The organism is Streptomyces diastatochromogenes (assembly GCF_002242805.1).
GTDB lineage: Bacteria > Actinomycetota > Actinomycetes > Streptomycetales > Streptomycetaceae > Streptomyces > Streptomyces diastatochromogenes.
On record NZ_MCGQ01000009.1, the window covers coordinates 122660 to 148240 of the forward strand.

At 70.5% G+C, this 25581-nt stretch carries 20 protein-coding genes, 1 tRNA gene and 2 pseudogenes; 16 read left to right on the top strand and 7 right to left on the bottom strand.

The features are described 5' to 3' along the window. Positions 1–72 precede the first annotated feature (72 nt). Positions 73–144, top strand: a tRNA-Arg gene (locus BEK98_RS10190). 287 nt (positions 145–431) lie between these two features. Then, the gene (locus tag BEK98_RS10195) at positions 432–653 is read left to right on the top strand and encodes a hypothetical protein (protein ID WP_094216111.1); all 222 of its coding nucleotides are present in this window, start codon (positions 432–434) and stop codon (positions 651–653) included. Between the two features lie 573 nt (positions 654–1226). Here the strand turns inward: BEK98_RS10195 and BEK98_RS10210 are convergent. Then, positions 1227–1958, bottom strand: coding sequence for an SDR family oxidoreductase (locus tag BEK98_RS10210; RefSeq protein ID WP_094216113.1), 732 nt, complete (start codon positions 1956–1958; stop codon positions 1227–1229). Between the two features lie 338 nt (positions 1959–2296). Here BEK98_RS10210 and BEK98_RS10215 point away from each other — a divergent pair, with 338 nt between their 5' ends. Further along, positions 2297–4216, top strand: a complete 1920-nt coding sequence (locus tag BEK98_RS10215) for a serine/threonine-protein kinase (RefSeq protein WP_244201818.1) — start codon at positions 2297–2299, stop codon at positions 4214–4216. A 99-nt stretch (positions 4217–4315) separates the two neighbouring features. Next, positions 4316–6199, top strand: a complete 1884-nt coding sequence (locus tag BEK98_RS10220; protein WP_094216115.1) for a hypothetical protein — start codon at positions 4316–4318, stop codon at positions 6197–6199. On the opposite strand, the gene BEK98_RS10225 is transcribed toward BEK98_RS10220, so the two are convergent. Further along, positions 6153–7625 carry an MFS transporter gene (locus BEK98_RS10225; protein ID WP_094216116.1) on the bottom strand — a complete coding sequence of 491 codons (1473 nt, stop codon included), beginning with the start codon at positions 7623–7625 and terminating at the stop codon, positions 6153–6155. The two genes, BEK98_RS10220 and BEK98_RS10225, sit on opposite strands and share 47 nt — an antisense overlap. A 210-nt stretch (positions 7626–7835) precedes the next feature. Here BEK98_RS10225 and BEK98_RS10230 point away from each other — a divergent pair, with 210 nt between their 5' ends. Continuing rightward, positions 7836–8720, top strand: coding sequence for a helix-turn-helix transcriptional regulator (locus BEK98_RS10230; protein ID WP_094216241.1), 885 nt, complete (start codon positions 7836–7838; stop codon positions 8718–8720). Between the two features lie 7 nt (positions 8721–8727). On the opposite strand, the gene BEK98_RS10235 is transcribed toward BEK98_RS10230, so the two are convergent. Both BEK98_RS10235 and ku (BEK98_RS10240) read right to left on the bottom strand, forming a co-directional pair. Beyond that, positions 8728–9795 (bottom strand): hypothetical protein, encoded by a 1068-nt coding sequence (locus BEK98_RS10235; protein WP_244201828.1) that lies wholly within the window; start codon positions 9793–9795, stop codon positions 8728–8730. A gap of 124 nt (positions 9796–9919) precedes the next feature. Continuing rightward, positions 9920–10879 (bottom strand): annotated as a pseudogene (ku, locus tag BEK98_RS10240) (non-homologous end joining protein Ku); the annotation flags it as partial. A 127-nt stretch (positions 10880–11006) separates the two neighbouring features. Here ku (BEK98_RS10240) and BEK98_RS10245 point away from each other — a divergent pair. The 4 genes from BEK98_RS10245 (at position 11007) to ku (BEK98_RS10260) (ending at position 16301) form a co-directional block, all read left to right on the top strand. Beyond that, positions 11007–12167: a tyrosine-type recombinase/integrase gene (locus BEK98_RS10245; RefSeq protein WP_244201819.1), complete on the top strand. Its 1161-nt coding sequence runs from the start codon at positions 11007–11009 to the stop codon at positions 12165–12167. A gap of 251 nt (positions 12168–12418) precedes the next feature. Beyond that, a complete protein-coding gene (locus tag BEK98_RS49910; protein ID WP_244201820.1) occupies positions 12419–14650 on the top strand; it encodes a tyrosine-type recombinase/integrase in 2232 nt (743 codons plus the stop codon). Next, positions 14647–15177 (top strand): DUF6262 family protein, encoded by a 531-nt coding sequence (locus tag BEK98_RS10255; RefSeq protein ID WP_094216118.1) that lies wholly within the window; start codon positions 14647–14649, stop codon positions 15175–15177. The genes BEK98_RS49910 and BEK98_RS10255 overlap by 4 nt, the downstream gene beginning before the upstream one ends. 80 nt (positions 15178–15257) lie before the next feature. Beyond that, entirely contained in the window at positions 15258–16301 is a 1044-nt protein-coding gene (gene ku, locus BEK98_RS10260) for a non-homologous end joining protein Ku (protein WP_279635458.1), read from the top strand. A gap of 150 nt (positions 16302–16451) precedes the next feature. Here the strand turns inward: ku (BEK98_RS10260) and BEK98_RS47890 are convergent. Continuing rightward, positions 16452–16577, bottom strand: a pseudogene (locus tag BEK98_RS47890) (Ku protein); the annotation flags it as partial. 84 nt (positions 16578–16661) lie between these two features. On the opposite strand from BEK98_RS47890, the gene ligD reads away from it, so the two are divergent. Beyond that, entirely contained in the window at positions 16662–17543 is an 882-nt protein-coding gene (gene ligD / locus BEK98_RS10265) for a non-homologous end-joining DNA ligase (protein ID WP_094216120.1), read from the top strand. A gap of 199 nt (positions 17544–17742) precedes the next feature. Here the strand turns inward: ligD and BEK98_RS10270 are convergent, their stop codons facing one another. After that, positions 17743–18546, bottom strand: coding sequence for a nuclease-related domain-containing protein (locus BEK98_RS10270; RefSeq protein ID WP_094216121.1), 804 nt, complete (start codon positions 18544–18546; stop codon positions 17743–17745). 101 nt (positions 18547–18647) lie between these two features. Between BEK98_RS10270 and BEK98_RS10275 the strand changes: the two genes are divergently transcribed. The 6 genes from BEK98_RS10275 to BEK98_RS10300 all read left to right on the top strand — a co-directional run bounded on the left by BEK98_RS10275 (position 18648) and on the right by BEK98_RS10300 (position 24719). Beyond that, positions 18648–19154: a protein-tyrosine phosphatase family protein gene (locus BEK98_RS10275; protein WP_167444124.1), complete on the top strand. Its 507-nt coding sequence runs from the start codon at positions 18648–18650 to the stop codon at positions 19152–19154. Positions 19155–19248: 94 nt separating this feature from the next. After that, positions 19249–19983 carry a hypothetical protein gene (locus BEK98_RS10280; RefSeq protein WP_208643064.1) on the top strand — a complete coding sequence of 245 codons (735 nt, stop codon included), beginning with the start codon at positions 19249–19251 and terminating at the stop codon, positions 19981–19983. After that, positions 19980–21227 (top strand): sensor histidine kinase, encoded by a 1248-nt coding sequence (locus BEK98_RS10285; protein ID WP_094216124.1) that lies wholly within the window; start codon positions 19980–19982, stop codon positions 21225–21227. Before BEK98_RS10280 ends, BEK98_RS10285 begins: the two co-directional genes overlap by 4 nt. Before the next feature lie 119 nt (positions 21228–21346). Further along, positions 21347–22708, top strand: coding sequence for an FtsW/RodA/SpoVE family cell cycle protein (locus BEK98_RS10290; protein WP_094216125.1), 1362 nt, complete (start codon positions 21347–21349; stop codon positions 22706–22708). A gap of 23 nt (positions 22709–22731) precedes the next feature. Continuing rightward, on the top strand, positions 22732–24189 hold the full coding sequence (locus BEK98_RS10295) for a penicillin-binding transpeptidase domain-containing protein (RefSeq protein ID WP_208643074.1): 1458 nt from the start codon (positions 22732–22734) through the stop codon (positions 24187–24189). A 44-nt stretch (positions 24190–24233) separates the two neighbouring features. Further along, entirely contained in the window at positions 24234–24719 is a 486-nt protein-coding gene (locus tag BEK98_RS10300) for a DUF3291 domain-containing protein (RefSeq protein WP_094216127.1), read from the top strand. Here BEK98_RS10300 and BEK98_RS10305 read toward each other — a convergent pair. Further along, the gene (locus BEK98_RS10305) at positions 24703–25548 is read right to left on the bottom strand and encodes a hypothetical protein (protein WP_341868963.1); all 846 of its coding nucleotides are present in this window, start codon (positions 25546–25548) and stop codon (positions 24703–24705) included. The two genes, BEK98_RS10300 and BEK98_RS10305, sit on opposite strands and share 17 nt — an antisense overlap. Positions 25549–25581 lie beyond the last annotated feature (33 nt).

A 25581-nucleotide genomic window follows, 5' to 3' on the forward strand; every position in this document is an offset into this window, starting at 1 on the left:
GTTCCTGATCACCCTGCAAGACCTGCTAGGGTTCTACCCGTCGCCGCAAGCAAGAAGTCAAGCGCCCGACACGCCCCCGTAGCTCAGGGGATAGAGCAACGGCCTCCGGAGCCGTGTGCGCAGGTTCGAATCCTGCCGGGGGCACTTCGCGTGAAGTGCCTGAAGACCCCGCCATCAGCAAATTCGCTGAATGCGGGGTCTTTTTCTATGCGCAGGCAGGTCGCTCACGGACGCCGTGACGGTCTTGCCCCTGACGAGGCCTAAGCGGACGAGTTGGTAGGTGTCGGCCGAGGTCCGTGCCACGACCGGGCCAGATTCTGGGGCCTCACCGGGTCCCGAAACACCAGGTCAGTGGCGTGATGCGGTTGTTCCCGTCCGGATCTGTGCCGACGGCCACAGCGAGCGGGACAAACGTAGGGTCATACTGAGCCATGACCAAACCTGCGGCACCGAAGCGTCATTTGCCCACCAGCCCCTTCAAGGCCCCGGTCACAGCGGCTCCCAAGCACTTCGCCATGGGCGACCAGGTCACGCATGACGTGTACGGCCTCGGCCGGGTAGTCGGCATCGAGGACGGAATCGCGGCGCTCGTGGATTTCGGCTCGGCGCAAATGCGGATCTTGAGCCCGTACTCCAAGATGACCAAGCTGTAGGACCGCTGTGCCCGCTCAGGGCACGCCAGGTCTCGTCAGGGACCTGTAATGAAAGGCAGACCTCTCATCGACCCGACGTCGCTGTTCTCCGCCCTGGAAGGGCAACCCCGCCGTTCCACCGCAGTATCGCCGCCTCCGACTACAACGCCCTTCCAGGCCCCGGACTTCGGAGAAGACGAGATCTTGTGGTCCGAGGATGCACAGGAGCCCACCCCGGGCACGCGTGCCGCGCGGCCCAAGGCTGCCTAGCGACCCGAAGCCGTCCCGGCACCGGCGGCTGAACGCCCTGGCACACAGCCCAGCACCCCACCAACACAGTTGGAAGGGTGCGGCCTCGGCGTCTGACGGTCCCCCGATGGAACCGGCAGAGAGCAATGGGCATACACACGGGCACGAGCACCGGCATCTCCAGCGGATGATGCCGCGCCGCATACAGCGCCGCCCGCTGACGCCAACCGACCTGGCGGATCAGGTGCCAGCTCTTCGTCGTCGACCAGGGTGAGCATGGGCTGACCCGGCGCACACATCATGCTGACGAGAAAGCGGCTCCAGGAGTCCGACCGGCCGGCTGATTCAGGAGAGCCAGTCGCTGTAGTGGGTGGGGGCGATACGGGCGTCGCCCCTGGCGATCAGGGCATCGCCCTGAACGGCGGCGAACATGCCGGCGGTGTCGTCGGTGACGACCGTGCGGCCGTCGGGATGGACTTCGAGGGTGATCCGGCCGAGTTCGTCGAGCGGGAGGACGTCGGGCCCGGCGACCTCGAGGGTGCCGTTCAGAGGGGCGCCGGCAGCGACTTCGGCGACGGTGTCGGAGACGTCCTGGGCGGCGATCAGCTGGAGCGGAGTGGTGGGCAGGCGGACGGTGTCACCCTCGGTGGTCCAGGACAGGACCGCGTCCATGAACTCCATGAACTGGGTGGCGCGGACGATCGAGTAGGGGATCGGTCCGGCCTTGAGGATGTCTTCCTGCAGGACCTTGGCCCGGTAGTAGTCGAGGCCGGGCACCCGGTCCGCGCCGACGATCGAGAGGATGACGACGTGGCCCACCCCGCCCTTCTGGGCGGCGGCCAGAACGTTGTCCATCGAGGTCTGGAAGAACGCCGGTGAGGCGTCGTCGAAGGTCGGAGAATTCGTCAGGTTGACGAGGACGTCGGCGTCGGCCACCGCCTCCGCCAGGCCCTCCCCTGTGATCACGTCGACACCCGTGGACTGCGAGTGCGGCACGGCCTCGTGCCCTGCCGCGTTCAGCTTTTTCACGACCCGCGACCCGATCAGGCCGGTACCACCGATGACTGCGAACTTCATGGGTCACCTTTCGTCGCGCACCGACAGGTCATACGTCCAGACTGCGATGGTCAGGTGCGCGGCGCACGCGGACCGTGCGCTCCTGGGCATCCCGGTGACGCCGCGTGCAGCAGGCCGACGTACACGGCCCTGCCCCGCCACCGCACCCGCGCCCACGCCGGCCGCCGCCCGTTCCCGGCGTCGTCAGAAGCGTCCGCCGCAGTGCCCGGACGGGGCGCAAGGGACCCGTGATGCAATGGGTCCGACGGAGCAGATCTCGGGGCGGGGTGGGCGTGTTGAGCAACGGTGGGCCCGATGCGGGGAGTTTCGAACCGCTGGGGGAAGGTGATCCGCGGACCGTGGGCGGGTACCGGCTGGTGGCGCGGCTCGGGGCCGGTGGCATGGGGCGGGTCTATCTGTCGCACACCCCGGGCGGACGGGCCGTCGCGGTCAAGGTGATCCGGCCCGAGCTGGCCGAGAACTCCGAGTTCCGGAAGCGGTTCAGGGCCGAGGTGGCCTCAGCGAGCCGGGTCCACGGGATCTACACCGCTCCGGTGGTGGACAGCGACACGGAGGGGGCCGTGCCGTGGTGCGCGACCGCCTATGTGCCGGGGCCCTCCCTCTCCGACGCCGTACGCGATCACGGGCCGCTGCCCGTCGACACCGTGCTGCGGCTGATCGCCGGAGTCGCGGAGGCACTGCAGGCCGTGCACCGCGAAGGCATCGTGCACCGGGACCTCAAGCCGGCGAACGTGCTGCTCGCCGCCGACGGCCCGCGCGTGATCGACTTCGGTGTGGCGCGCGCGGCCGACTCCACGTCACTGACCCAGAGCGGTACGGCCCTGGGCACGGTCGCGTACATGGCGCCGGAGCAGGTGCTGGGCGGGGAGGCCGCACCCTCGGCCGACGTGTTCGCGCTCGGGCAGATCGCCGTGTTCGCGGCGACGGGCGGCGCCGGGTTCGGGGACGGGGATCCGCACGCGGTGCTGTACCGGGTGGTGCACGCTGAGCCCGATCTCAGCCGCGTGCCCGCCGAGATACAGGAGCTGGTGGCCCGGTGTCTGCGCAAGCCCGCCGCCGAGCGGCCCACCGTCGAGGAGGTCATCCGCTCCGTCCAGAAGATCCAGGCGTACCGCGGTGACGAGGCGCGGTTCGCTTCCGGGGCGTGGCTGCCGGGCGAGTTGGCCGCCGGAATCGAGGCTCGGGCCGCGGGCGCCGATCAGGCCAGGGCGCGGGTGGCGGATCCGGGTACGGGTACAAATCAAGTCGCCCACCCTTCGGGTGCTTTCGGGGCAGCCGACGGTTCCGGTGCTCCCCATATGCCGGGCACGCCTGGCGCTTTCCCGACCACCGGTCCCGGCGCGTTCGGGCCGCCGGCGGCCTACTCCCCCACCCCTCCGGCGGCGTACGCCCCCACCCCGCCGTCCCACGCCGCGCTGCCCGGACCCTTCGTCATGGGTCCGGGGGCCGCGCCCGGTGGTGCCTACGCGCCGGTCGGCGGGCCCCAGCCGCACCTCCCTGCCGACACACAGACCGCACCCACCGCACCGGTGGCCGCGGGCGGCAAGGCCCGTAAGGGACGGTTCTGGCTGTTGTCCGCCGCCGCCGTCGTACTCGTCGCCTGCGGGGCGGCCGCCACCTTGCTGTTCGTTCCGGGGGACGGCGACAAGGGCGGTGCGCAGGCGCGGGAAGAGACCGCGTCGCACGCGGCCGCGTCCGTCGACCCGTCGCCGTCGGCATCGGCGTCCGGCTCCCCGTCCGCCAAGGCCTCGAAGAAGGCGAAGGCCACCAAGTCCGCTGTGCCGCCCAGCCCTTCGGGGCCCCCGACGCCCACGCGGACCGCGTCCTCGGCGCCGCCGAGCACCGCGGCGAGCAAGCCCGCGGCTCCCAAGGCTCCCGTCCCGGTGACGTACGCCGGGATCCGGATGACCAAGAGCCACGACCTGTACCTGGCGGACACCCCGGTGCGGTCCAAGGCGGACACCGGTACCTCCGACGAGGATCTGACCTACGCCGTCTACTCCTCGGGCGCGCTGCTCGCCCCCGGCACCACCTCCGGAAGCTCGCTCGCGCTGCTGCCCGTGGGCCGGCAGGGGAGCCTGGACGTGTGCAAGGCGGCGACCGGCTACAAGAGCTACGTCTGGATCAAGGACCTCACCGTCGGCCAGCAGATGTGCGTCATCAGCGGGACGGGGCACGTGGGGCTGGTGACGTACCGGGGCTCGTCCGGGACGACGTACGCCGATCTGGACGTGAAGGTGTGGCGTAACGCGGCCTAGGACCGCTTCGGCGCGGGACCACTCCCCGGGCGTGATCTCGATCCTCTTCGGGTAGTCATGCGCTGCTTCGCTGCGGCTGGACTGAGGGGGAGGGTCGCGGTGTCGGATGACAGACCGCCGGACGCGTGGGAACCGCATGAGCGCCGGATCTGGGAGGCGTACCGGCGGGGCGAGTGGTGCGACGACGTGCCGGAGGTCCGTGCGGAGGTGCTGCGGTGGCTGCTCGTCGCCGCGCCTCCCCCGGTGCGGGGAAGTCTTGCCCGGCTCCGGCTGCGCGGGGCGCACATCACCGGAACGCTCGATCTCGCCGAGGCAGAGGTCCGGTGCGCGATACGCCTGTGGTCCTGCCGCCTGGACGAGGCGCCCCGTTTCGACGGGGGGCGTTTCGGCGCCCTGGAGCTGAGGGACTGTGCCCTGCCGGGGCTGACCGCGGTGGGGGCGCGGGTCGATCAGGAGTGCGTGATCGCGGGGTGCGTGATCGACGGCACGCTGGATCTGCGGTCGCTGAGCGTGGGCACCCGTCTTTCGCTCGACCGGTCCAGGGTGGTCGTCCCGGACGGCCGAGCCGCGGTCGACGCGCAGTCGCTCGCCGTCGAGGAGGACTTCTCGGCGGCCGAAATGGAATGCACCGGGCCGGTGTACCTCAACAGCTCCGACGTGCGGGACACACTCGATTTCCGCGGCGCGCGGATCCGTGGCGAGCGGACCTGTCTGCAGGCTCCCGAACTGAGTGTGGGCGGCGGTCTCCACCTGGACCGGGGTTTTGTGAGCGACGGAGGTATCGACCTCTACGGCGCCTCGATCGGCGGTTCTCTGCACCTGGAGGACAGCACCCTGACCGGCACGGGCGAGAAGCGGGGCCAGCCGGCGCTGCAGTTGCTCTGCGCCACGGTCGGCGGGGACATCCAGGCCGGCCGGGGGCTCGTCGTGCGGGGATGCGTGGATCTCAGGGACACCACGGTGCGCGGCAGTGTCGTGCTGAAGAGGGCCCGGCTGCACCAACCGGCCGGCACGGCGCTCAAGGCACAGCGCCTGCACGTCGGTGGCAACTTCAGCTGCCGTGAGGGGTTCGTCTCGCAGGGCCTCGTGGACATCCGCGATGCCCGGGTCGGCGGCTCCGTCCTCTTCGAGGGCGCGGAGCTGACCGGCCTCGCGGGGACGGCGTTGCGGGCGAACGGCATCGAAGTGGGTGCGGAATTCAACTGTTGTGATGGTTTGACCGCGCACGGTCGAATATCGCTCAGCAACATCACCGTACGCGCCAGGCTCTGCTTCGAAGGCGCGCTGTTCGATGTGCCGAGCGGGAAGCATGCCCTGGTGTGCCGGCGGTCCACGGCCGCAGAGCTGGAACTGAGCCCGCGTGAAGCCACGGAGGGCGTCGTCGACCTGAGTCACACCCGGGTCGGTGTGTTGCGGGACGACCCGGGCACGTGGCCCGGGGCGCTGCTGCTGGAAGGTTTTCTCTACGACAGCGTCCATCCCGTGCTGCCCGCCGAGCGGCGGCTGCCCTGGCTCGACCGGGAGCCCACGGGCTTCGCGCCGCAGCCCTACGAGCAGCTGGCGGCCAACTACCAGCAGCACGGCCGGGACGCCGACGCCCGGACCGTCCTGCTGGCCAAACAGCGCCGCGTGCGCCGCACCCTTGCCTGGCCGGCCCGCGCGTGGAGCATCCTCCAGGACGTCACCGTCGGCTACGGCTACCGGCCGCTGCGCGCGGTGGGGTTGCTGGCCGCGTTCTTCGCCATCGGGACCGCGGTCTTCGCCACCTGGCCACCCGCGCCCACCGGTGAGGGGAAGCCGCCGGACTTCCAGCCGGCCATCTACACCCTCGACCTCCTGCTGCCCGTCGTCGACTTCGGACAGGAGCGGGCGTTCAGCCCGCACGGCGGCCTGCAGTGGGTCGTGGTGGTGCTCGTCAGCGCGGGGTGGCTCCTCGCTACGACGGCCGCGGCCGGCGCGAACCGGGTGCTGCGGCGGACCTGATCCGACGGAGGAACACCACGCTGGTCAGCACCCCGAGGAGGACGACAGCGGCGTTCGCCGCCACCGCGGCCTTGAGGCCGTCCAGGATGCCCGCGGCGTCCGTGGCCGGCATGGCCGCCGTGGCGATCGCGCTCATGATCGGGGTGCCCATGGTGATGCCGATCTGCTGGGTCATGGTGGCGAGGCCGGTGGCCAGGCCCTGTTCGTGGTCGGGCAGGCCCGAGGTCGCCGTGACCATGAAGGCGACGATGACCAGCATGTTGCCGACGCCTCCGGCGAAGGTGGCGAGCAGGAGGAGCCAGAGCCAGGAGCGGTCGGGGCCGAGGCCCAGCAGGGCTGCCGTGCTGAGTGCCTGGAGCAGTCCGCCGGTGATCAGGGTCGGCCTGCTGCCGAGGCGGGCGATGGCCTTCGGTGCGGCCGATCCGCCGATCACCGTGCCGAGGCCCAGGACGCCGAAGGAGAGGCCCGCGGTGAGCGGGGAGAAGCCCAGCACCTCCTGGAGGTAGAGGGTCAGCAGGAAGACCAGGGACGTCTCGGTCAGGAACGCGATCAGGCCGGCGATGTTGCCCCAGGCCACCGAGCGCCTGCCCAGCACGGTGAGGGGGATCAGGGGTGCGGACACCCTGCGTTCGATGCCGTAGAAGAGGAGCAGCAGTGCCGCGCCCGCCGTCAGCGGGAGCAGGGTGGGCCCTGCGGTCCAGCCGTGGTCGCCTGCCTGGGTGAGGCCGAAGACCGTGGCCAGGAGGCCGAGGGTGACGGTGACGGCGCCGGGCAGGTCCAGCTTGGGGCGGTCGGCGGAGCGGGGTGACTCCTTGATGACCGTCGGGGCGGTGAGGAGGACGGCCAGGGCCACGGGCACGTTGATGAAGAACGCCCAGCGCCAGGAGAGGAGGTCCGTCAGGAGGCCGCCCAGGATCGCTCCCGTGGTGAACCCGGCCGACATCAGCGCTCCGTTGAGGCCGAGCGCCTTCTCCCGCAGGGGGCCCTCGGGGAAGGACGTGGTGAGGAGGGAGAGGGCTGCGGGGGTCACGGCCGCTGTGGCCAGGCCCTGGAAGATCCGGGCGGTGATCAGGGACTCCGGGTTCTGCGCCAGACCGCCGAGCAGGGACGCGGCGGCGAGGACCGCCAGGCCGCCCAGGAACAGGCGGCGCCGGCCGAACAGGTCGGCCACCCGGCCGAAGACCAGTGTGAAGCCGGCCGCGCAGAGGGCGAACGCCGTGGCGATCCACTGCAGATGGGCCAGCGGGAAGCCCAGGCCCTCGCCGATCACCGGCAGCGCCACGTTCAGGATGGAGAAGTCCACCGCCAGCATGAACTGGGCCGCGAGGAGGAGGACCAGGATCAGGCGCAGCCGGGGTGTGAGTGCGGCCCGAGATGTTCCGGTGCCGGCGGAGGTGTCCGCTGCCTCCGTATCGGTGAGGGGCATGACGTCGCTTCCTTTCCTCTCATGAGGGTTCCTGCACGGTTCCGTGCACGGTTGCCGAGGAAAGGCTCTGCCGCCCGTCGCCGCCCAGCCAGAACCCTGTCCCGGGTAGGCGGCGCCTGGGTGGTCATTCCATGACCACCCTCGCCCGTCGCGGACGCGGAGAGCGAAGGGCATCATGGACGGCAAGTGGTCCGGATCCGGGAGGCGTTGATGGACGCGGGGGTATCGTCCGAGCTGGGGGACTTTCTCAAGTCCCGGCGTGCCGCGCTGCGTCCCGAGGACGTCGGCATCACAGCGCAGCCCGCCCGCCGCCGCGTCACCGGGCTGCGCCGCGAGGAGCTGGCCACGCTCGCGGGTGTCAGCATCACCCACTACACGCGGCTCGAACAGGGCCGCGCGGCAGGCGTGTCGGACGCCGTGCTGGAGGCGATCGCGCGGACGCTGCGGCTCGGCGACGACGAGACCGCCCATCTCATGGCTCTCGCCCGCCGTCCCACCGCCGCCTCCCGGCGGCCCGCTCCGCCGCGGGTGGAGCACGCGAGTGCGTCGGCAAAGCAGCTGGTGGCGGCCATGACCGACGTACCCGCACTCGTCCTGGACCGGCGGGGCGACGTCCTCGCCTGGAACCACCTGGGGCACGCTCTGCTCGCCGGTCACCTGGCGGCCGACAGCCCCGGTACGCCCGCCGCCCGCCCCAACCTGATCCGGATGCTCTTCCTGGACGAGCGGTACCGGGAGCTGTACGGCGACTGCGGCGAGGAGGCCCAGCTGGCCGTCGCCTCGCTGCGTCTGGTGGCCGGGCGCCACCCGGACGACCGCCGGCTGGCCGAGCTGGTCGGTCAGCTCTCCCTGCACAGCACCGAGTTCGCCGCGCTGTGGGCCCGGCACCCGGTGCGCACCTGTACGTCAGGCGTCAAGCACCTGCGCCATCCGGCCGTCGGCGCGCTGGAACTCAGCTTCGAGAACCTCTGCGTCCCCGGCGGCTCGGGGCAGCGGCTGATCGCCTACACCGCCGAGCCGGGTTCACCGTCCGAGACCGCACTGCGCCTCCTGGGCAGCATCGCCGCCACCAGGGCCGCCGGTGTGACGGCCTGACGTACGCCTACCGTGCGCCGGGGCCCTGCAGTGACTCCTCGTCGTCGTTCGCGGCGTACGGGTGGACGAATCCCTCGGCGTCGAAGGGCGTGAACCAGTCGGCCACCGCGGTGGGGTCGATGTCCAGGTCGTCCTCGGTGAGGTCGCCGTCGATGCCGTCCGCGAACGTCTCCAGGGCCGCGCTGACCTCCTCGGTCAGGAGGTCGTAGAGGTCGGCCGTCACCTCGGCCTGGGTGAGCAGGAATCTCAGCAGGAGCTCCTCCGCCACGCAGGTCGGACGGGTGGGGTGCGGTTGGGTGAGGCGGGCGGTCAGGGTCACCGCCGTGACGGTGAGGCGGCGGGCGAACAGGACGGTGTACTCGTCGGCGAACTGCGGGGGCAGGTCGTCCAGGAGCATGAAGGTGGCGTCGCTCTCGGCCACGGTCGGACCGTCGTCCTCCAGGCTGGCGAGGTCGGTGAAGAGTTCGTCCACCAGGAGGTCGATGCCGAACACGAGGGCGCCGGCCGCGATCTCCGCCGCCTCCCGGCCCACGGTCCGCTGCCCGGGGTCGTCGGAGTAGCCGAAGCGGTCGAGCGGGAAGGCCGCGAGCAGGGGCGCCAGGGCGCGGAGCCGGGAGCGCATGGCCTCGACCTCGGCCGGGTCGAGACGGCCCGGGGCCGGGGCGGGCTCGGCGGCCCGGTGGCGCCGGGCGCGTTCCGCCGGGTCGGCGGGCGGGGCGTCGGGGCCGTCGGCCGCGTCCAGGCTCTCCTGGAGGAGTTCGGAGTTCAGCTCCACCGCGCACCGGGTGATCTGCCAGTCGGCGAGCGGTTCGGTGCGTTCCAGGAGTTCCGCTACGACCTCACGGGCGGCGTCCTCCGCGAACTCCAGGGCCGGTGCGTCCACGAAGAGCTTCAGCAGGACCCCTCCGGGATGGGCGGCGATGACGTCGTCCATCAGGTCTATCTCCATGCCGTCGGGCCCCTCGATCGCTTCGAGCGAGTCGAACCCCTTCCGCAACAGGAAGATGACGCCCTCCCGCTGGAGCGCGTCGAGTTCCGGAGCGCCCTTGGGAGGGGCCATGGCCACGGTCACCATGTATGTCACCCCCTCATCGTGCCCGAGTCGTCCCACCTCGCGGGAGGGAATCAGGGGGTCATCTTCAGCCGACGGCCGCGGCCGCCTCTCGGCCGGTGACCTTCGTGGGGGTCGGACGGTGCGGTCAGGCCGAGCGCTTGCGGGTCGCCGTCTTCTTCGCCGGGGTCTTTTTCGCCGGGGACTTCTTCTCGGTCGTCTTGGCGGTTGTCTTGGCGGCGGTCGACTTGGCGGTCGTCTTCGCCGCCGTCGTCCTCTTCGCGGCCGTCTTGGCGGTCGTCTTCGCCGCCGTGGTCTTCTTCGCCGCCGTCTTCTTCGCCGCCGTCGACGTCGACTTCTTGCCGCCCGTCTCCTTGGGCGTGGCCCGGCCGCGGGCGAGCGGCCTGACCTCGGCCTCCTCGGTCGGGGCCGGTTCCTCGCCGCGGGACTCCCGGGCCGCGCGCACGCTCTTCTCCAGGGCCGCCATCAGGTCCAGCACCTTGCCGCCGGCGGCGGGCTCGGGGGCCTCGGGTGGGGTCTCGCCGGCCGCCTTCGCCGCGATGACCTCCTCCAGCGCCTCGCGGTACTCGTCGTGCAGGTCCTCCAGCTCGACCTCGCCGAGGGTGTCCATCAGGGCGTCCGCGAGGTCCAGTTCCTTGTCCCGGACGGTGACGTCCACGTCCGGGGCCACGCCTTCGGGGGCGCGTACCTCGTCCGGCCAGAGCAGGCCGTGCATGGCGATGGCGTCGCCGACCACGCGCAGCATGCCCAGGCGTTCGCGGCCGCGCAGCGCGTACTTGGCGATGGCGACCTTGTTGCTGCGCTTGAGGGCCTCGCGCAGGAGGGTGTACGGCTTGGCGGCGGGGGCTCCGCTCGCGGCGAGGTAGTAGGCCGCGTCCATCTGGAGCGGGTCGATCCGGTCGGCCGGCACGAAGGCGACGATCTCGATCGTGCGGGCGGTCGGGATCGGGAGGTGGGAGAGGTCGTCGTCGCTGATCGGGATGATCGTGCCGTCCGCGTCCTCGTACCCCTTGCCGATCTCGGCCTGGCTGACCTCGCGGTCCTCCAGTTCGCACACCTTGCGGTAACGGATGCGGCCGTTGTTCTCCGGGGGGTCGGGTCTCGTGGCGTGACGTTGTGGTTGGGCTCGTCGTTGAGGGTTCTGCGACGGTTCTCTTGGGGTGCTGCTCTGCGCTGGATCGTGGCGATCTATTGGCGGAGCGAGGGGTTTGCTGGTGCGTGCGTTTCCGGTTCGGATGCCGTCCGGGTCTGTGTATTGGACGGTTCTCGACGATGAGCTTCGGGTGGTGGAAGCAGCCGACCGTTTTCTGATGAACGTGAGGTTGAGCAAGGACCGGGCTGAGTCCACGACCAAGTCTTACGCCGGTGCGATCGCGATGTTCCTGCGCTGGTGCGTGACGACGGGCCGGGACTGGCACACCGCCGCTCGCGACCTGAGCTCGTTCATCCTCTGGCTGAAATGGCAACCGCGCAGGTCAGAGGGATGCACGCCAGTAGTGCCGGGTCCCGGGGCAAAGCCGGTGCGGGGAAACCGTCGGATCAACCGGATCCTCGTCGCGGTTCGTGGGTTCTTGGCTCACGCGGTGACGGAGCGAGAGGCGCCGGGTTGGGTGCTGGAACAGCTCTACCAGCTTGGAGACAGTCTGGATCTTCCGCTCCAGGCCCAGGGCGAGGACGGGAGGCTGCGATATCGGCTGCAGGCCCAGCACCGGCTCCCGGAAGCGGAGCCGGAGGTGGACCGCGCCAGCGACGAGGAGATCGTGGCGATGTTCCGGGCCAGCCGCTCGGCCCGTGACCGGCTGCTAGTCCTGCTCCTGTCCCGGGTCGGACTGCGCCGGGGCCAAGCCGCCGGGCTTCGCCGCAGCGACGTACACCTTCTGATGGACTCGGCTCCTCTGGGATGCCGAGTGGAGGGCGCCCACCTGCATGTCGTGCGGCGCCAGAATCCGAATCAGGCATGGTCGAAGTCACGCCGCCCGGTGGTGCTGCCGGTGGACTTCCTGGTGGTGCAGGCCTTCGACCAGTACGCGCTGGAGCGTCATGAACGGCTCGGGGCAGCCGGCAGTGACTTCGTCCTGGTCAATCTCTTCCGCGAACCGCTGGGCTCGCCGGTCACGCCAGACGCGATCGGCGAGACGGTGGCGAGTCTGGCTCGCCAGGCGGGGCTGGACCGGAAGATCGCGCCGCACATGATGCGGCATGCCATGGCCAGCAACGTCGCGGACTCCGGCGGCACGCTGGATGAGATCCAGGCGCTTTTGGGGCAGAAGCACCCGGATTCCGCTCGGCCATACCTGCATCCGGCGGCGACCCGGCTGCGGGCCGCGGTCGACCGCGTTCCCTCTCCGCGAGAGCTGAGCGAGGTGGAGGTTTGATGACGGTTCCAGCTGTTTCGCTCCGGGCCGTTGAGCAAGCAGACGAGGACACGTTCACCTCGGGCTTGTGGGCCGCGGTGGAGCCGGAGTTCCTGGCTCTCCTTGGGTGGTCGGCGGAGGTGCGTGTGCTGTTCTTCCCTTTTGACCACCCGCTCCTGGGCACCCCACTCTGCAGGGCGAAGGGATGTTCTCAGACCAGTCGGGCCAGAGGGCTTTGTTCGGGTTGCCGACTGCGCTGGAGGGAGGCGGGGATGCCCCCGCTGGAGGAGTTCGTTGAGATGGACCGACCCCGGCGGCAGGTCGGGGTTGAGGAATGCGCGGTTGCGGGATGCGCTCGGCCGTTTATGTCGTGGCGGCAGCCGGTTTGCTCGACCCATCTGGCACAGCTCCGGCGGCGGCAGGTGACGCTGGAGGAATTCCTCACGCTCGACGATGTCGTCCCCCTGGCGCCCTTTGGGCCCTGCGAGGTCGCCGCTTGTCACCGGAACCGGGACGGCAAGAGCCCCTACTGTCACGCTCACCAGGTGCGATGGGCCCATGCGGTCAGCCGCGGACTGAGCACGGAAGAGGAAGAGCGGTGGCGCCGCACGACCCCGCCGGTCACGGCAAACAATGAGGTCAGCCTGCGCGGGCTCTCCGAGCGAGTAGTCGCGGAGATCCTCTTCGGCATCCAGGCCCGCACCCGCGAGGGCTTCCACACAACCCCGTTCCTGATCCGCAATCTCACCAACCGGCTGCGCGAGCTTGAACTGCCTTCGCTGACCGCGGTGGAGCCCAGTCAGGTCTCCCGCGGTGTTCGGGGGATCTGCAACAGCCTGGTGACCCTCGTCGGCCGCTTCGGCCTCACGCCGGACGGCGAGCGGACCAAGGACGTTTGGAACGGCGCCGTCTTCGGCCTCGCCGGCCACCTGCGCTTCACCGCGATTCATCAGCCCTGGCTGCGGGAGGCCGCGAAGGAATGGGCGTTCTTCTCAATTCCCCAACGCCGAGGCCGGGTCCTCAGCTCAGTTCAGGACATCCTCAGCGCGTTCGCACTCCTCTCCGAAAGCCTGCGGCTACAGCGTGAGGACCACGGCAACGACATCCGGGCCGTCGGCCGCCGTGACATCACTGCCTTCACCAACCGCATCGCCTTCTTGCGGAACACCGGTGCCATCTCGGCCCGCAGATCTGTGGTGGCCTGCCGCTACATCCGCAGCAACCTGGTCCGGATGCGGTCGCTGGGGCTGACGCGCCCCGGCCAGCCGCTGCACGGCCTGGCGGATGATTTCGCCCTCCTGGCCGAGGACATCCCAGACGATCCCGAGGACACCGAAGCGGGAAAGGACCTTCCTGTCGAGGTCATGCGGCGGATCTGCGAGCACCTACCGTCCCTTGTCGGCACGAAGCGAAACGGGAATGAGAACCACGTGGCAGTGGAACTGCTGATCGACACTGGGCGACGGCCGCAGGAAATCTCCCAATTACGCTGGGACTGCCTCAAGCAGGATGCGGACGGGCAGCACGTGCTGATCTATGACAACTACAAGGCAAACCGCAAGGGGCGCCGACTACCGATTTCCCAGGCCACTGCCGGGGTGATCACTAGGCAGCAGGAACTGATCCGCGCCGACTTCCCCGCAACGCCCACTGCCGACTTGATGCTCTTGCCGACACGGGTGGCCAACCCGCACGGCCGGAAGCCGATTACGGCTGGCTGGCTTTCTGGCAGGCACCGCGAGTGGATCCGTTCCCTGCCTGACTTCCTGGTCCCGACTCGTGTCGAGAGCGAAGGCCAGCCGGTCACCAGGATGCTGCCCTTCGATAAGTCCAAGATCTTCCTCTATGCCTACCGGCATACCTACTGCCAGCGACACGCGGACGCCGGTGTCCCCGTCGATGTCCTGCGGGAATTGATGGATCACCGGCGGTTGGACACCACTCAGGCCTACTACCGGGTTACGGAAGAACGTCGGCGTGAGGCCGTCGACCGGGTCACCGAGATGCAGTTCGACCGTCACGGCAAGCGCATCTGGCGGCAGGCCAAGGCCCTGCTCGACTCCGAGCATGCACGCAGGGCAGTTGGGGAAGTCGCCGTTCCCTACGGGGTCTGCACCGAGCCGTCCAACGTCGCAGCCGGCGGCCAGGACTGCCCGGTCCGGTTCCGCTGCGTCGGCTGCGGTCACTTCCGCACCGATGTCTCCTACCTGCCGGACCTGGAGGCATACCTCTCCGACTTGTTGCGCAACCGAGAACGGCTGGCCGCCGCACTGGACGCCGATGACTGGGCGAAGGCTGAGGCGATGCCCTCAGACGAGGAGATCCGCCGGGTCAGGCGGTTGATCAAACGCGTCAAGGACGGCTTGGACGACCTGGACGACAACCAGAAAGCCGAGATCGAAGAAGCCGTCGCCGTGGTCCGTCGCGGCCGGCAGAGTGTCCTGCTGGGGATGCCTCGAGTCCGTCAGCCACTTCCTGACCTACGACCGGAAAGGCCCGCATGACCAGCGATGGCGCCATGGCCGAGGGCCGACGAGCAGACGCGGAACGCCGCCGCCAGAGGGTCCTGAAAGTCATCGACTCGGCAGCCAAGGGCGGCGAGGAGATCACGGTTTCCAGCATCGCCCGCGCCGCCGGCGTCGACCGCTCCTTCCTCTATCGGCACCGCGACCTGCTGACGCACCTCCACTCTGTTGCCAGCACCCCGGCGACCTCCGCTGACCGGGCGGAACGGGTGAGCCGCGCGTCCCTCCAGGCGGACCTGGCGCACGCACTCGCCCAGAATCGGCGGCTCGCCACACGAGTGCAGCAGTTAGAGAAGCGCCTTTCGCAGCTGCTCGGCGAACAGGCATGGCGAGACTCCGGGCTCGGGGCCGCAGCCGATCTCGACCAGCTCCAACGGCACGTCACCACCCTCGAACAACGCATGGTCGACCTCCAGAGCCAGCTGGAAGAACGCACCGAAGAACTCCAGGCTGCACGAGCGGCGAACCGGGAACTCACCCGCTCGCTCAACCACAGCCATCGCTGACCGTGTCCGCGACTGGCGCAGATCCAGGATGCGATCAGCGCCCAGTGGAGGTCGTATGGGAACCGAGGAGGTGGATGGTCATGGCGGCAGTCTGGAGCGGCGCTCTGTCATTCGGATTGGTCGCCATGCCAGTGCAGCTGGTTTCCGCGACGGAGAGCCACACCATTCGGTTCAACCAGCTTCAGCGCGGCACTTCTGACCGAGTACGCAATAAGCGGGTGAACGAGCGCACCGGCGACGAGGTCCCCTTCGAGGAGATCGTCAAGGCCTATGACACAGGGGAAGACTACGTGGTGGTCGAGCCCGAGGAGCTGGAAGAACTCGCCCCTGGCCGCTCGAAGGCGCTGGAGATCACCGGATTCGTCGATCTGGAGAAGATCGAGCCGATCTTCTTCGACAAGACCTACTACCTAGCGCCAAAGAGCAAGGAATACGCAAAGGTCTACGGCCTGCTCCACGAAGCCCTGTCCCGTTCCGAAAAGGCCGGGATCGCCACCTTCGTGATGCGCAACCGCGAATACCTCGTCGCGGTGAAGGCAGAGGGCGACATTTTGGCCCTGCACACCCTGCACTGGGCCGATGAGGTCAGAGACGCCCATCTCGAAACGCTGCTGGAGCAAGCAGAGCTCGCCGAGCGAGAGGTGCAGACAGCGGTCCAGTTGGTCGAGGCGCTGAGCATGGACTGGGATCCGCACGAGTATCACGACACCTACCAGGAGCGCGTGCTCGAGATGATCGAGGCTAAGCGCACTGGCGCAACGGTCGAGAAGGGCGAGCCGCCCCCGACAACAACGAAGGTCGTCGACCTCATGGCGGCTCTGCAGGCCAGTGTCGAATCAGCCAAGGGCCGCAGAAAGCAAGCCGACGCGGAAGAAGAGGAAGCGACCCGCCGCAGTCGCCCGCCGACTCACATCAAGGAAGCGGCAGAGAAACGCCGGGCCCGGGCTGCAATCAAGTCCGAAGAGAAGCTGCCGAAGCCTTCCGAACTCAAAGGCCTGAGCAAGACAGAGCTCTACCAGCGGGCATCCGACGCGAACATCCCTGGTCGTTCCTCAATGAGCCGCGACGAACTGATCAAGGCCCTCTCCAGCAAGAGCGGCCGACGCAAGGCGACGGTGTCCTAGACGCTGCGTCGGCGCCGGCATCTGCCCCGGACGGAGCAGCTTCATCCGATTCAGCGATGCCGCCACAGCTGTTGCGCTGGATAGAGTTCTCAGCACCAGCTCTGAGCTGCACTGATGCCAGAACGACACCGAGCGAACACCTCACACCCCCAGAGAACCGTTGTCCTCGGTGTGGATCTGGCGGAAGGAGACCGAGTGGCTCTCGGTGGCGTTCACCAGCTTGATCGGGATGCTGACGAGACCGAAGGAGATGGCGCCGTTCCATATGGATCGCACGTGCAGCACCCGTCCTTCCGGCTTCCGGTTTCCTGATTTCTGGTTTGCGGTGTTACGTGGCTATATGCCTGGAATCGTCATCCTATGACGCCTATCACCGACGTGGAGGGGCGACGGGTCGCGCTCAGCAACCTGGAGAAGGTGCTGTATCCGGAGACCGGCTTCACCAAGGGGGAGCTGGTGCACTACTACGCGACCAGCGCCGAGGTGCTGCTGCCGCATCTGCGCGACCGTGCGGTGTCCTTCCTGCGCTATCCGGACGGGCCGGACGGGCAGGTGTTCTTCACCAAGAACGTGCCGCCGGGTACGCCCGAGTGGGTCACGACGGCCGAGGTCCCGCGGTCGGAGGGGCCGGCCCGGATGGTGGTCGTACAGGACCTGGCGAGTCTGGTGTGGGCGGCGAACCTGGTGACCGAGTTCCACACGCACCAGTGGCTGGTCCAGGCGCCGGAGGAGGCCGACCGGCTGGTCTTCGACCTCGATCCCGGGGCACCCGCGACCATCGTGCACTGCTGCGAGGTCGCGCTGTGGCTGCGGGAGCGGCTGGCGGTGGACGGGATCGAGGCGTACGCCAAGACGGCCGGGTCGAAGGGGCTGCATCTGCTGGCGGGGGTGCGCGGGGGGTCGTCCGAGCGGGCCAGTGAGTACGCGAAGGCGTTGGCGGTGGAGGCGGAGCGGGCCATGCCGCGGCTGGTGGTGCATCGGATGACGCGGAGTCTGCGGCCGGGGAAGGTGTTCGTGGACTGGAGTCAGAACGCCGGGCGGAAGACTACGGCCGCGCCGTACACGCTGCGGGCTCGGCGGGTTCCGTTGGTGTCGGCGCCGGTGACGTGGGAGGAGGTTGCGGGGTGTCGGGCGCCGGGGCAGTTGGAGTTTCTGGCCGGGGACGTCGCGGCGCGGGTGCAGGACCACGGGGATCTGCTGGCACCCCTGCTGGATTCCGGGCGGTCGGCCTCGCTGCCCTGAGGTTTTCTCGCCCCCGCCGCCCCTACCCGTCCCGGCCAGGGGACTCCGTCGCCCTGTGACCCCTGCTGGGGGCTGCCGCCCCCAGGCCCCCACTGTCGGCCCTGAACGGGCCTTGTCCTCAAACGCCGGACGGGCTGATTTTGTGGGCCTTCATCCTCAAGCACCGAACGGGCTGATTTACGCCACCCAGGCTGATCGGCTACACCCTCCCCCACGTCCCCCGGTCCCGCGCCATCGCGTGCAGTGCCTCCACGTCCGCCGGCTTCAGTACTCCGCCCAGGTGGGCCAGGGTCGGCAGGTCCGTGTGGGGGAGGATGCGGAGGGCTCGGGGTGGGGTCGTGATGCGTATCTCGGTGGGGTCGAGGAGGGCCAGGACGGGGTGGACCTCCGCTGTCAGGGCGTAGGAGGCCCGGTCGGTGGTGGTGCGGAGGCGGCGGAGCAGGGGCTCGGGGTCGTGGCGGCCCAGGGTGACCATCGGGTCGGCCACCTGGACCCGCTGCTTGCGGGCGTACAGGGCGTGTACGACGTAGAGGCCGCCGGGGCCTATGAGCAGGTGGTGGATGCGGTCGCCGCCCGGGAGCGGGACGGAGTGCAGGGTGTGCCAGCCCGCCCCTTCCCACTGGTCCAGGGCCTCGCCGACGGTCTGCTCCGCGGTCAGGGCGCGCCGGCGCGGGTCCGGGCGGAGCCGGTGGGCAGGGCCGGGGTCCCGGTCGAGGGCGACGAGCAGGGCCTCGCCGGGGCGGTTGGGCGCGAGGTCGTCGTCCGGGTGCAGGGTCAGCCGGGCCAGTTCCGCGGGGGTGGGCACCGGGGGCGGGCCCACGGTCACCGGGCCGGTCAGGAACGGCTTCAGGGCGTCCAGCACGTCCGCCTGACGGTCCTCGGCGATCAGGTTCACCCGGCCCGTGTCCCGGTCGTACCAGGCGATGTTCCGTCCGTCCGGGCCGCAGACGTACAGCCGTTCGTGGCCGTGCCGCCAGGTCGGCACCACGCGCAGTCCGCTCATGCGCCATCACCCCTCGACCATGGGAACAGGCGGGGTGCTCCCACGCAAGAACCCGGCTACCGTGGAGAGCGGCCCTGCGAGGGGGAGTTGGGGAGGCGCCGTTGCGTACCCGCGGAACGCAGCCCGACGTACCGGCTCCGGAGAGCCCCTGGAGCGAGATAGAGCCCGGCCTGTGGATGGGCGGGCACCAGTTCCGGGGCGGTTCGGGGCGCCTGCAGTCCGCCGTCGTGCGAGATCAGTTCGACGTGGTGCAGTCGCTCCTGAGGTTGCCGGGCTACGGCCCCGGCCCCGGGACCGAGCATCATGTGTGGCCGATTCCGGACGGCCCGCTGGACGGCACGCAGCTCGCGGGCGTGATCCGGCTCGCGCGGGCGGCGCACGAGGCGCTGGACGCCGGCCGCTCGGTGCTGGTGCGCTGCTACCACGGCTACAACCGCTCGGGTCTGGTCGTCGCGCACACCCTGGTCCGGCGGGGCCGCAGTGCCGAGGAGGCGATCGAGCTGATCCGCGCCCGGCGCTCCCCGTGGGCGCTGCACAACGACCTGTTCGTGGAGTACCTGCGCACGGGACTGGCCACCGCCCGGCTGCTGGAGGAACTGGCCGAGTAGCCTCTCCCCCAGCACCGCCCCGGGTGCGCAAAAAGGACTTCCCTACGAATAAGGTGTACGGGGCCACTGCCGTCCCCGAATCCTCAGGAGCCCCGTGCCAACCCGTCGCATCGCGCGCACCGCCCTCACCGCGGCCGTCGCCGCCCTGCTGTCGGCGACGGCGGCGGCCTGTGGCGACCGGGGCGGCCTGGAGGGCGCCGGGGCGACCCCGACCGCGGTGAGTCCGGCGAAGCTCTGGCCGGACCTCCGGCCCGCGTCCAGCCCGGCCTACCCCTACGACGAGGGGAACACCGAGACCGTCAAGGGCGTCAGGATCCCGGGCGACGACATCCGCAAGGTCGATCCGGTGGACGTCGTACGGGCCGAGATAGCCGCGCATCCGGACGACTACGGGTCGAAGGGGGCGTACCACGCGACCGTCGAGCGGATGAAGGAGTGCGGCGCGGGCGGGGACCGGGCGCGGTGCCCGCTGCTCAAGGCGTACTACCGGGATCTCACCGGGGACGGCCGGGCCGACATGACGCTCGGCTTCCGGCTGTACCCGACCAACCAGACGGCGGTGCGGGTCTACACGGTGGAGAAGCACAAACTGGTGCAGGTGCTGGCCGACAACGACGCGATCATCGGCGTCGAGCTGGCCGGCCGGGCGGTGATCGTCCGCTCCCCGGCCGGGATCTCCGGGTACGAGTACCGCACCACCTGGGCCTGGGACCCGGACCAGCGGGCCATGGTGTTCTCCCGGGACGAGTTCCTGCGCACCGGCAAGGGCAGACACAGCCACGCACCCTCCCCGTCCCCCAGCAGCACCCCCGCGGCGAGCGCCGGATGAGGCCCACGCTGCCCCGGTGGGCCGGGACGCTCGCGGTGAAGGCGGCCGCGTTCATCACCGTGATGTGCTGCGCGCTGGCCGCGCTGCTCGGCGTCCTGGTGCATGTGTCGGTGACCAACCAGACCGTCGGCCAGGCCCGTGACCTCGCGCTGACCCGGCTGCAGGACGCCACCCAGGCGTACGAGGCCGGGGACACGCTGCTGCCGGGTGCCGGGGTGGACCCCGAGGGGCTGCCCGTACGGCTGCGGTCGCTCGCCCTGACCGGGAAGCGCGGCACGATGGTCTCCTCGCACCAGGGCCGGCCGACCATGTGGGCGGCGGGCCCGGCCAACGGCCACCGGGCGCTCGCAGTGGAGGTCGACTACTCACAGCAGGCCCGTACGATCGCCGGGCTCGACCACTCCATCCTGTGGTCGTCGGCGCTGGCGATCGGGGCGACGCTGCTGGTCGGCGCGTTCGCGGTGACCCGGGTGACGCGGCGGCTGCACGGCACCGCGCAGGTGGCCCGGCGGATCACCGCGGGCGATCTGGACGCCCGCGTGAACGACCCCCGGACCAAGGACCCGACGCGCCCCCAGGACGAGGTGGCCGCGGTGGCGGCCGCGCTGGACTCCATGGCCTCCTCGCTGCAGAGCAAGCTGCTGAGCGAGCAGCGGTTCACCGCGGACGTGGCCCATGAGCTGCGCACCCCGCTGACCGGGCTGCACGCGGCGGCCGAGCTGCTGCCGCCCGGGCGGCCGACCGAGCTGGTGCGGGACCGGGTGGCGGCCCTGCGCACGCTCACCGAGGACCTGCTGGAGATCTCCCGGCTGGACACCGGGCGGGAGAAGCTGGAAGCCGACACCGAGGAGCTGGGCGCGCTGGCCGGACGGGTGGTGCGGGCCTCGGGGACGGACACCGAGGTGCGGATCGTGCGGGACGCCCGGGTGGAGACCGACCGGCGGCGGCTGGAGCGGGTGCTGGGGAACCTGGTGGCCAACGCGCACAAACACGGGCGGGCGCCGGTGGTGCTGACCGTGGACGGGTCGGTGGTGACCGTGCGGGATCACGGGAGCGGGTATCCGGGGTATCTGGTGGCGCACGGGCCGCAGCGCTTTCGTACGGAGGGCGGGGCCAAGGGGCATGGGCTGGGGCTGACCATCGCGCTGGGCCAGGCGGAGGTGCTGGGCGCGCGGTTGTACTTCGCCAATGCGGTGGGCGGTGGGGCCGTGGCGACGCTGGACCTCCGGCGGGCGGGCGGGTGAGAGCTGGGGACTGCGGGTGATCCGCCGACCGCGGGTCGCACCACCGGGTCCACGCCACGCTGATGCCGACAACTCGGGCAAACAGCACACAGCACGCCCCGTTTGGGTAGGTTCCGGACATGACCAAGGCCGGAACAGCCATGGCGGCGCCGCGGACACCCGCCCCCGCCGTACGCCTCCCCCGACGCCGTGGCATCGAACTGGCCCTGATCGTGCTGGCCGTCCTGCTGTCCGTGTACGGCTACTGCGCCGTGGGCCTGGCGCGGACCGGTACCGTCCCACCGGGCGCCGTCGGTTACGGCGCCGGACTCGGGGTGCTCGCCCTGTGCGCGCATCTCGCGGTCCGGATCCGGGCGCCGTACGCCGACCCCCTCCCGCTGCCCATCGGTGTGCTGCTCAACGGCCTCGGCCTGGTGCTGATCTACCGGCTCGACCTGGAGACGCCGGGTGACCGGGCCGCCCCCACCCAACTGGTGTGGTCCACGCTCGGGGTGGGCCTGTTCATCGTCGTCGTGCTGATGCTGCGGGACCACCGGGTGCTCCAGCGCTACTCCTATGTGTGCGTGGTCGCGGCCCTGGCGCTCCTGTTGCTGCCGATCCTCTTCCCGGCGGTCAACGGCGCCCGTATCTGGATCCGGATCGCCGGATTCTCCATCCAGCCGGGCGAGTTCGCGAAGGTGCTGCTCGCGGTGTTCTTCGCCGCCTACCTGGCCGACAACCGCAACGCGCTCGCCTACACGGGCCGCCGGCTGTGGGTGATGCAGTTCCCGACCGGGCGGGTGCTCGGGCCGATCGTCACCATCTGGCTGCTGAGCGTCGGCGTCCTGGTGCTGGAGCGCGACCTCGGCACCTCGCTGCTCTTCTTCGGCCTGTTCGTCGTCCTGCTGTACATCGCCACCGGCCGCACCGGCTGGATCGCGGTCGGTCTGGTGCTCGCCGTGCTCGGCGCCTTCGCCGTCGGCCACTTCGAGCCGCATGTGAACGGCCGGATCGAGGACTGGCTGCACCCCTTCGCCACCATCGACGCCGGGCTGGGCCCCAACCAGCTCGCGCAGTCCCTGTTCGCCTTCGCCGCCGGCGGGGTCCTCGGCACCGGGCTCGGGTACGGCCACTCCATCCTCATCGGCTTCGCCACCAAGTCTGACTTCATCCTGGCGACGGCGGGCGAGGAGCTGGGCCTCGCCGGCCTCGCGGCGATCTTCCTGCTCTACGCCCTGCTCGTGGAGCGCGGCTACCGGGCCGGCCTCGCCCTGCGCGAGCCCTTCGGCCGGCTCCTCGCGGTCGGCCTCGCCTCGATCGTCGCGCTCCAGGTGTTCGTGATCGCGGGCGGGGTCACCGGTCTGATCCCGCTGACCGGCATGGCGATGCCGTTCCTCGCCCAGGGCGGCTCCTCGGTCGTCACCAACTGGGCGATCGTGGCCCTGCTGATCCGGGTGAGCGACTCGGCCCGCAGCCAGTACGACGGGCGGGAGGCCCCGTGACCGAGTACGGCAACGGCCGGCCGATGGCCCGGTACATCCGGCACGCCTGGGCGTTCTGCACCCTGCTGCTGGCGGCCCTGCTCGTCAACGCCGCCCGGGTACAGGTGATCCAGGCGGGCTCCTACGACGCCAACCCGGCCAACCGCCGCCCCACGATCGCCCGTTACCAGCAGCCGCGCGGCGACATCCTGGTCGGCGGCGAGCCGGTCACCGGCTCCAACGACACCGGCGAGCAGCTGCGCTACGAACGCACCTACCGGGACGGCCCGTTGTACGCGCCGGTCACCGGCTTCGCCTCGCAGATGTACGGCAGCACGTTCCTGGAGCACGCGCAGGACGGGGTGCTCTCCGGCACGGACCCGATGCTGTCGCCGTTCCCGCTGTGGAACGACGTGACGCGGGGGTCCACCCCGGGCGGGGACGTCGTCACCACCCTGGACGGGGTCGCGCAGCAGGCGGCGTACCAGGGGCTGCACGGGCGCCGGGGCGCGGTGGCCGCGATCGAGCCGGCCACGGGCCGCATCCTGGCGCTGGTGTCGACGCCGTCGTACGACCCCGCCGCACTGTCCGGCAACAGCGAGGCGACGGCCGCGGCGTGGGCGCGGCTCAACCACGACCCGGAGAAGCCGATGCTCAACCGGGCGGTACGGCAGACCTATCCGCCGGGGTCGACGTTCAAGGTGGTCACCGCGGCGGCGGCGCTGGACGCGGACGTGGTCACGGACCTGGACGCGTCCACCGACTCCCCCGACCCCTACCGGCTGCCCGGGACCAGGACCCGGCTGACCAACGAGGGCGACGGCTGCGCGGACGCCTCGCTGCGGGAGGCCTTCGAGTGGTCGTGCAACACGGTGTTCGCCAAGCTGGGCGTGGATGTCGGGGTGGCGGACATGTCGGCCACGGCCCAGGCGTTCGGCTTCAACGACACCCGGCTGCGCGTGCCCTTCGAGGTGTCCCCCAGCACCTTCGACACCCATGTGGACCGGGCACAGCTCGCCCTGTCCTCGATCGGGCAGTACAACACCCGGGCGACGCCGCTGCAGATGGCGATGGTCGCGGCGGCCGTCGCCAACGGCGGCCGGCTGCGGACGCCGTACCTGGTGGAGCGGACCACCCGCCACGGCGGCGAGACAATCAGCGGCGGCGGGATGCGGCCCGACCGGCAGGTGATGCGCCCGTCCACGGCCGTGCGGCTGCGGGAGCTGATGACCGACGTGGTCACGGACGGCACCGGCACCAACGCGGCCATCCCCGGCGCCGTCGTCGGCGGCAAGACCGGTACCGCCCAGCACGGCGTCGGCAACTCCGGTGTGCCGTACGCCTGGTTCGTCTCCTGGGCGCAGGCCGACGCCGACCTGGAACCGAAGGTCGCGGTCGCGGTGGTGGTCGAGGACGCCTCGGCGGACCGGGGCGAGATCAGCGGCGGCGGGGACGCGGCACCGATCGCACGGGAGGTGATGCGGGCGGTTCTCGGGTTGTGAGACGGGGGGTACCGCGGCCGGGGCGACCGACCTACCGTTCGGTCATGACGCATGCGCCGGTCGGCCACGAACTCGCCCAGGTCAACATCGCCCGCCTCAAGTTCCCGGTGGATTCCCCCGAGTTGAAGGACTTCGTCGACGCGCTCGACCCGGTGAACGCGGTGGCGGACGCCGCGGACGGGTTCGTCTGGCGGCTGGAGAGCGACTCCGGCAACGCGACCGACATCCCCGTCCTCGGCGACGAGTGGCTGATCATCAACATGTCGGTGTGGCGGGACAGCAACGCGCTGACCGCGTTCATGTACCAGGGGCAGCACCGGGAGTTGCTGGCCCGGCGCCGCGAATGGTTCGAGCGTGTCTCCGAGGCGATGGCCGCCCTGTGGTGGGTTCCCGCCGGCCACCGCCCGACCGTCGCCGAGGCGGAGGAGCGGCTGCTGCATCTGAGGGCGCACGGCCCGACGCCGTACGCCTTCACGCTGCGGACGTCGTTCCCGGCGCAGGAGGCGGTGGCGGTCAGCCGATCGGCTTGATCATCTCGTCGCGCACCTTGACCGTGTCGCGGGCGGCGGCGTCGAGGTCCACGTCGGCGGAGTCCTTGAGCGCCAGGTCGACCTCGCCGATCACGGCCGCCGTGTTGCCGTCCGCCCAGGCGCAGACCGGGTAGGTGAGGGTCAGCGTGGACTGCTTCTGGGTGAGCACCTCGCAGCTGATGGTGACGTCCGAGCCGGACGGGGTGACGTCCTTCTCGGGTTCGACCACCGTCACGCCGTCGGCGTCAGTGGCCCCCTTGAGCATGTTGCTCCGGACGTCGTCCTCGTTCTTGAACCGGCCGTACATGCTCGACACCAGCAGCATGCCCTTGGAGTCGTCGCCGCCCGGGCTGTAGCGGCCGACCAGGGCGTGGACGTCCTTGGCGTCCCAGGCGCCGTCGGCCTCGTCCTCGACCTTCTGCCCCTCGGTGTCGGAGAGGTCCTGGGCGAGTGTGTACTTCCCGTCCACCAGCTCGTGGGGCAGGGTGAGCTTGTGCTCGGCCGTGGGGAAGTCGGTCCCGAGCAGCGCCCCGAACCCGCCGACGGAACCGAGCACGGACAGACCGACGACCCCGCCCACGATCCCCAGCGCCAGACCGACCCCGCGCTTCTTCGGCGGCGGACCCATGGGCGGCGCGCCCCAGCCGGGGTACGGCTGCTGGGGGTAGGGCTGCGGAGGGTACGGCTGCTGCGGGTACGGCTGCTGCTGGGGGTACGGGGAGCCGTACGGCCCCGGAGGCGGGGGAGCCTGCGGCGGCTGCTGCCCGTACGGGTACTGCGGCTGCTGGGGCTGGTGCGGGTACTGCGGCTGCTGCGGCGGCGGAGGCATGGACACGCCAGAACGCTACTGCACCCGGGCGAG

Coding starts and splice junctions, on each gene's coding strand:
- BEK98_RS10195 (WP_094216111.1), top strand. CDS start 432: ATGACCAAACCTGCGGCACCGAAGCGTCATTTGCCCACCAGCCCCTTC.
- BEK98_RS10210 (WP_094216113.1), bottom strand. CDS start 1,958: ATGAAGTTCGCAGTCATCGGTGGTACCGGCCTGATCGGGTCGCGGGTC.
- BEK98_RS10225 (WP_094216116.1), bottom strand. CDS start 7,625: ATGCCCCTCACCGATACGGAGGCAGCGGACACCTCCGCCGGCACCGGA.
- BEK98_RS10230 (WP_094216241.1), top strand. CDS start 7,836: ATGGACGCGGGGGTATCGTCCGAGCTGGGGGACTTTCTCAAGTCCCGG.
- BEK98_RS10235 (WP_244201828.1), bottom strand. CDS start 9,795: ATGGTGACCGTGGCCATGGCCCCTCCCAAGGGCGCTCCGGAACTCGAC.
- BEK98_RS49910 (WP_244201820.1), top strand. CDS start 12,419: ATGCCCCCGCTGGAGGAGTTCGTTGAGATGGACCGACCCCGGCGGCAG.
- BEK98_RS10255 (WP_094216118.1), top strand. CDS start 14,647: ATGACCAGCGATGGCGCCATGGCCGAGGGCCGACGAGCAGACGCGGAA.
- ku (WP_279635458.1), top strand. CDS start 15,258: ATGGCGGCAGTCTGGAGCGGCGCTCTGTCATTCGGATTGGTCGCCATG.
- ligD (WP_094216120.1), top strand. CDS start 16,662: ATGACGCCTATCACCGACGTGGAGGGGCGACGGGTCGCGCTCAGCAAC.
- BEK98_RS10270 (WP_094216121.1), bottom strand. CDS start 18,546: ATGAGCGGACTGCGCGTGGTGCCGACCTGGCGGCACGGCCACGAACGG.
- BEK98_RS10285 (WP_094216124.1), top strand. CDS start 19,980: ATGAGGCCCACGCTGCCCCGGTGGGCCGGGACGCTCGCGGTGAAGGCG.
- BEK98_RS10290 (WP_094216125.1), top strand. CDS start 21,347: ATGACCAAGGCCGGAACAGCCATGGCGGCGCCGCGGACACCCGCCCCC.
- BEK98_RS10295 (WP_208643074.1), top strand. CDS start 22,732: ATGGCCCGGTACATCCGGCACGCCTGGGCGTTCTGCACCCTGCTGCTG.
- BEK98_RS10300 (WP_094216127.1), top strand. CDS start 24,234: ATGACGCATGCGCCGGTCGGCCACGAACTCGCCCAGGTCAACATCGCC.
- BEK98_RS10305 (WP_341868963.1), bottom strand. CDS start 25,548: ATGCCTCCGCCGCCGCAGCAGCCGCAGTACCCGCACCAGCCCCAGCAG.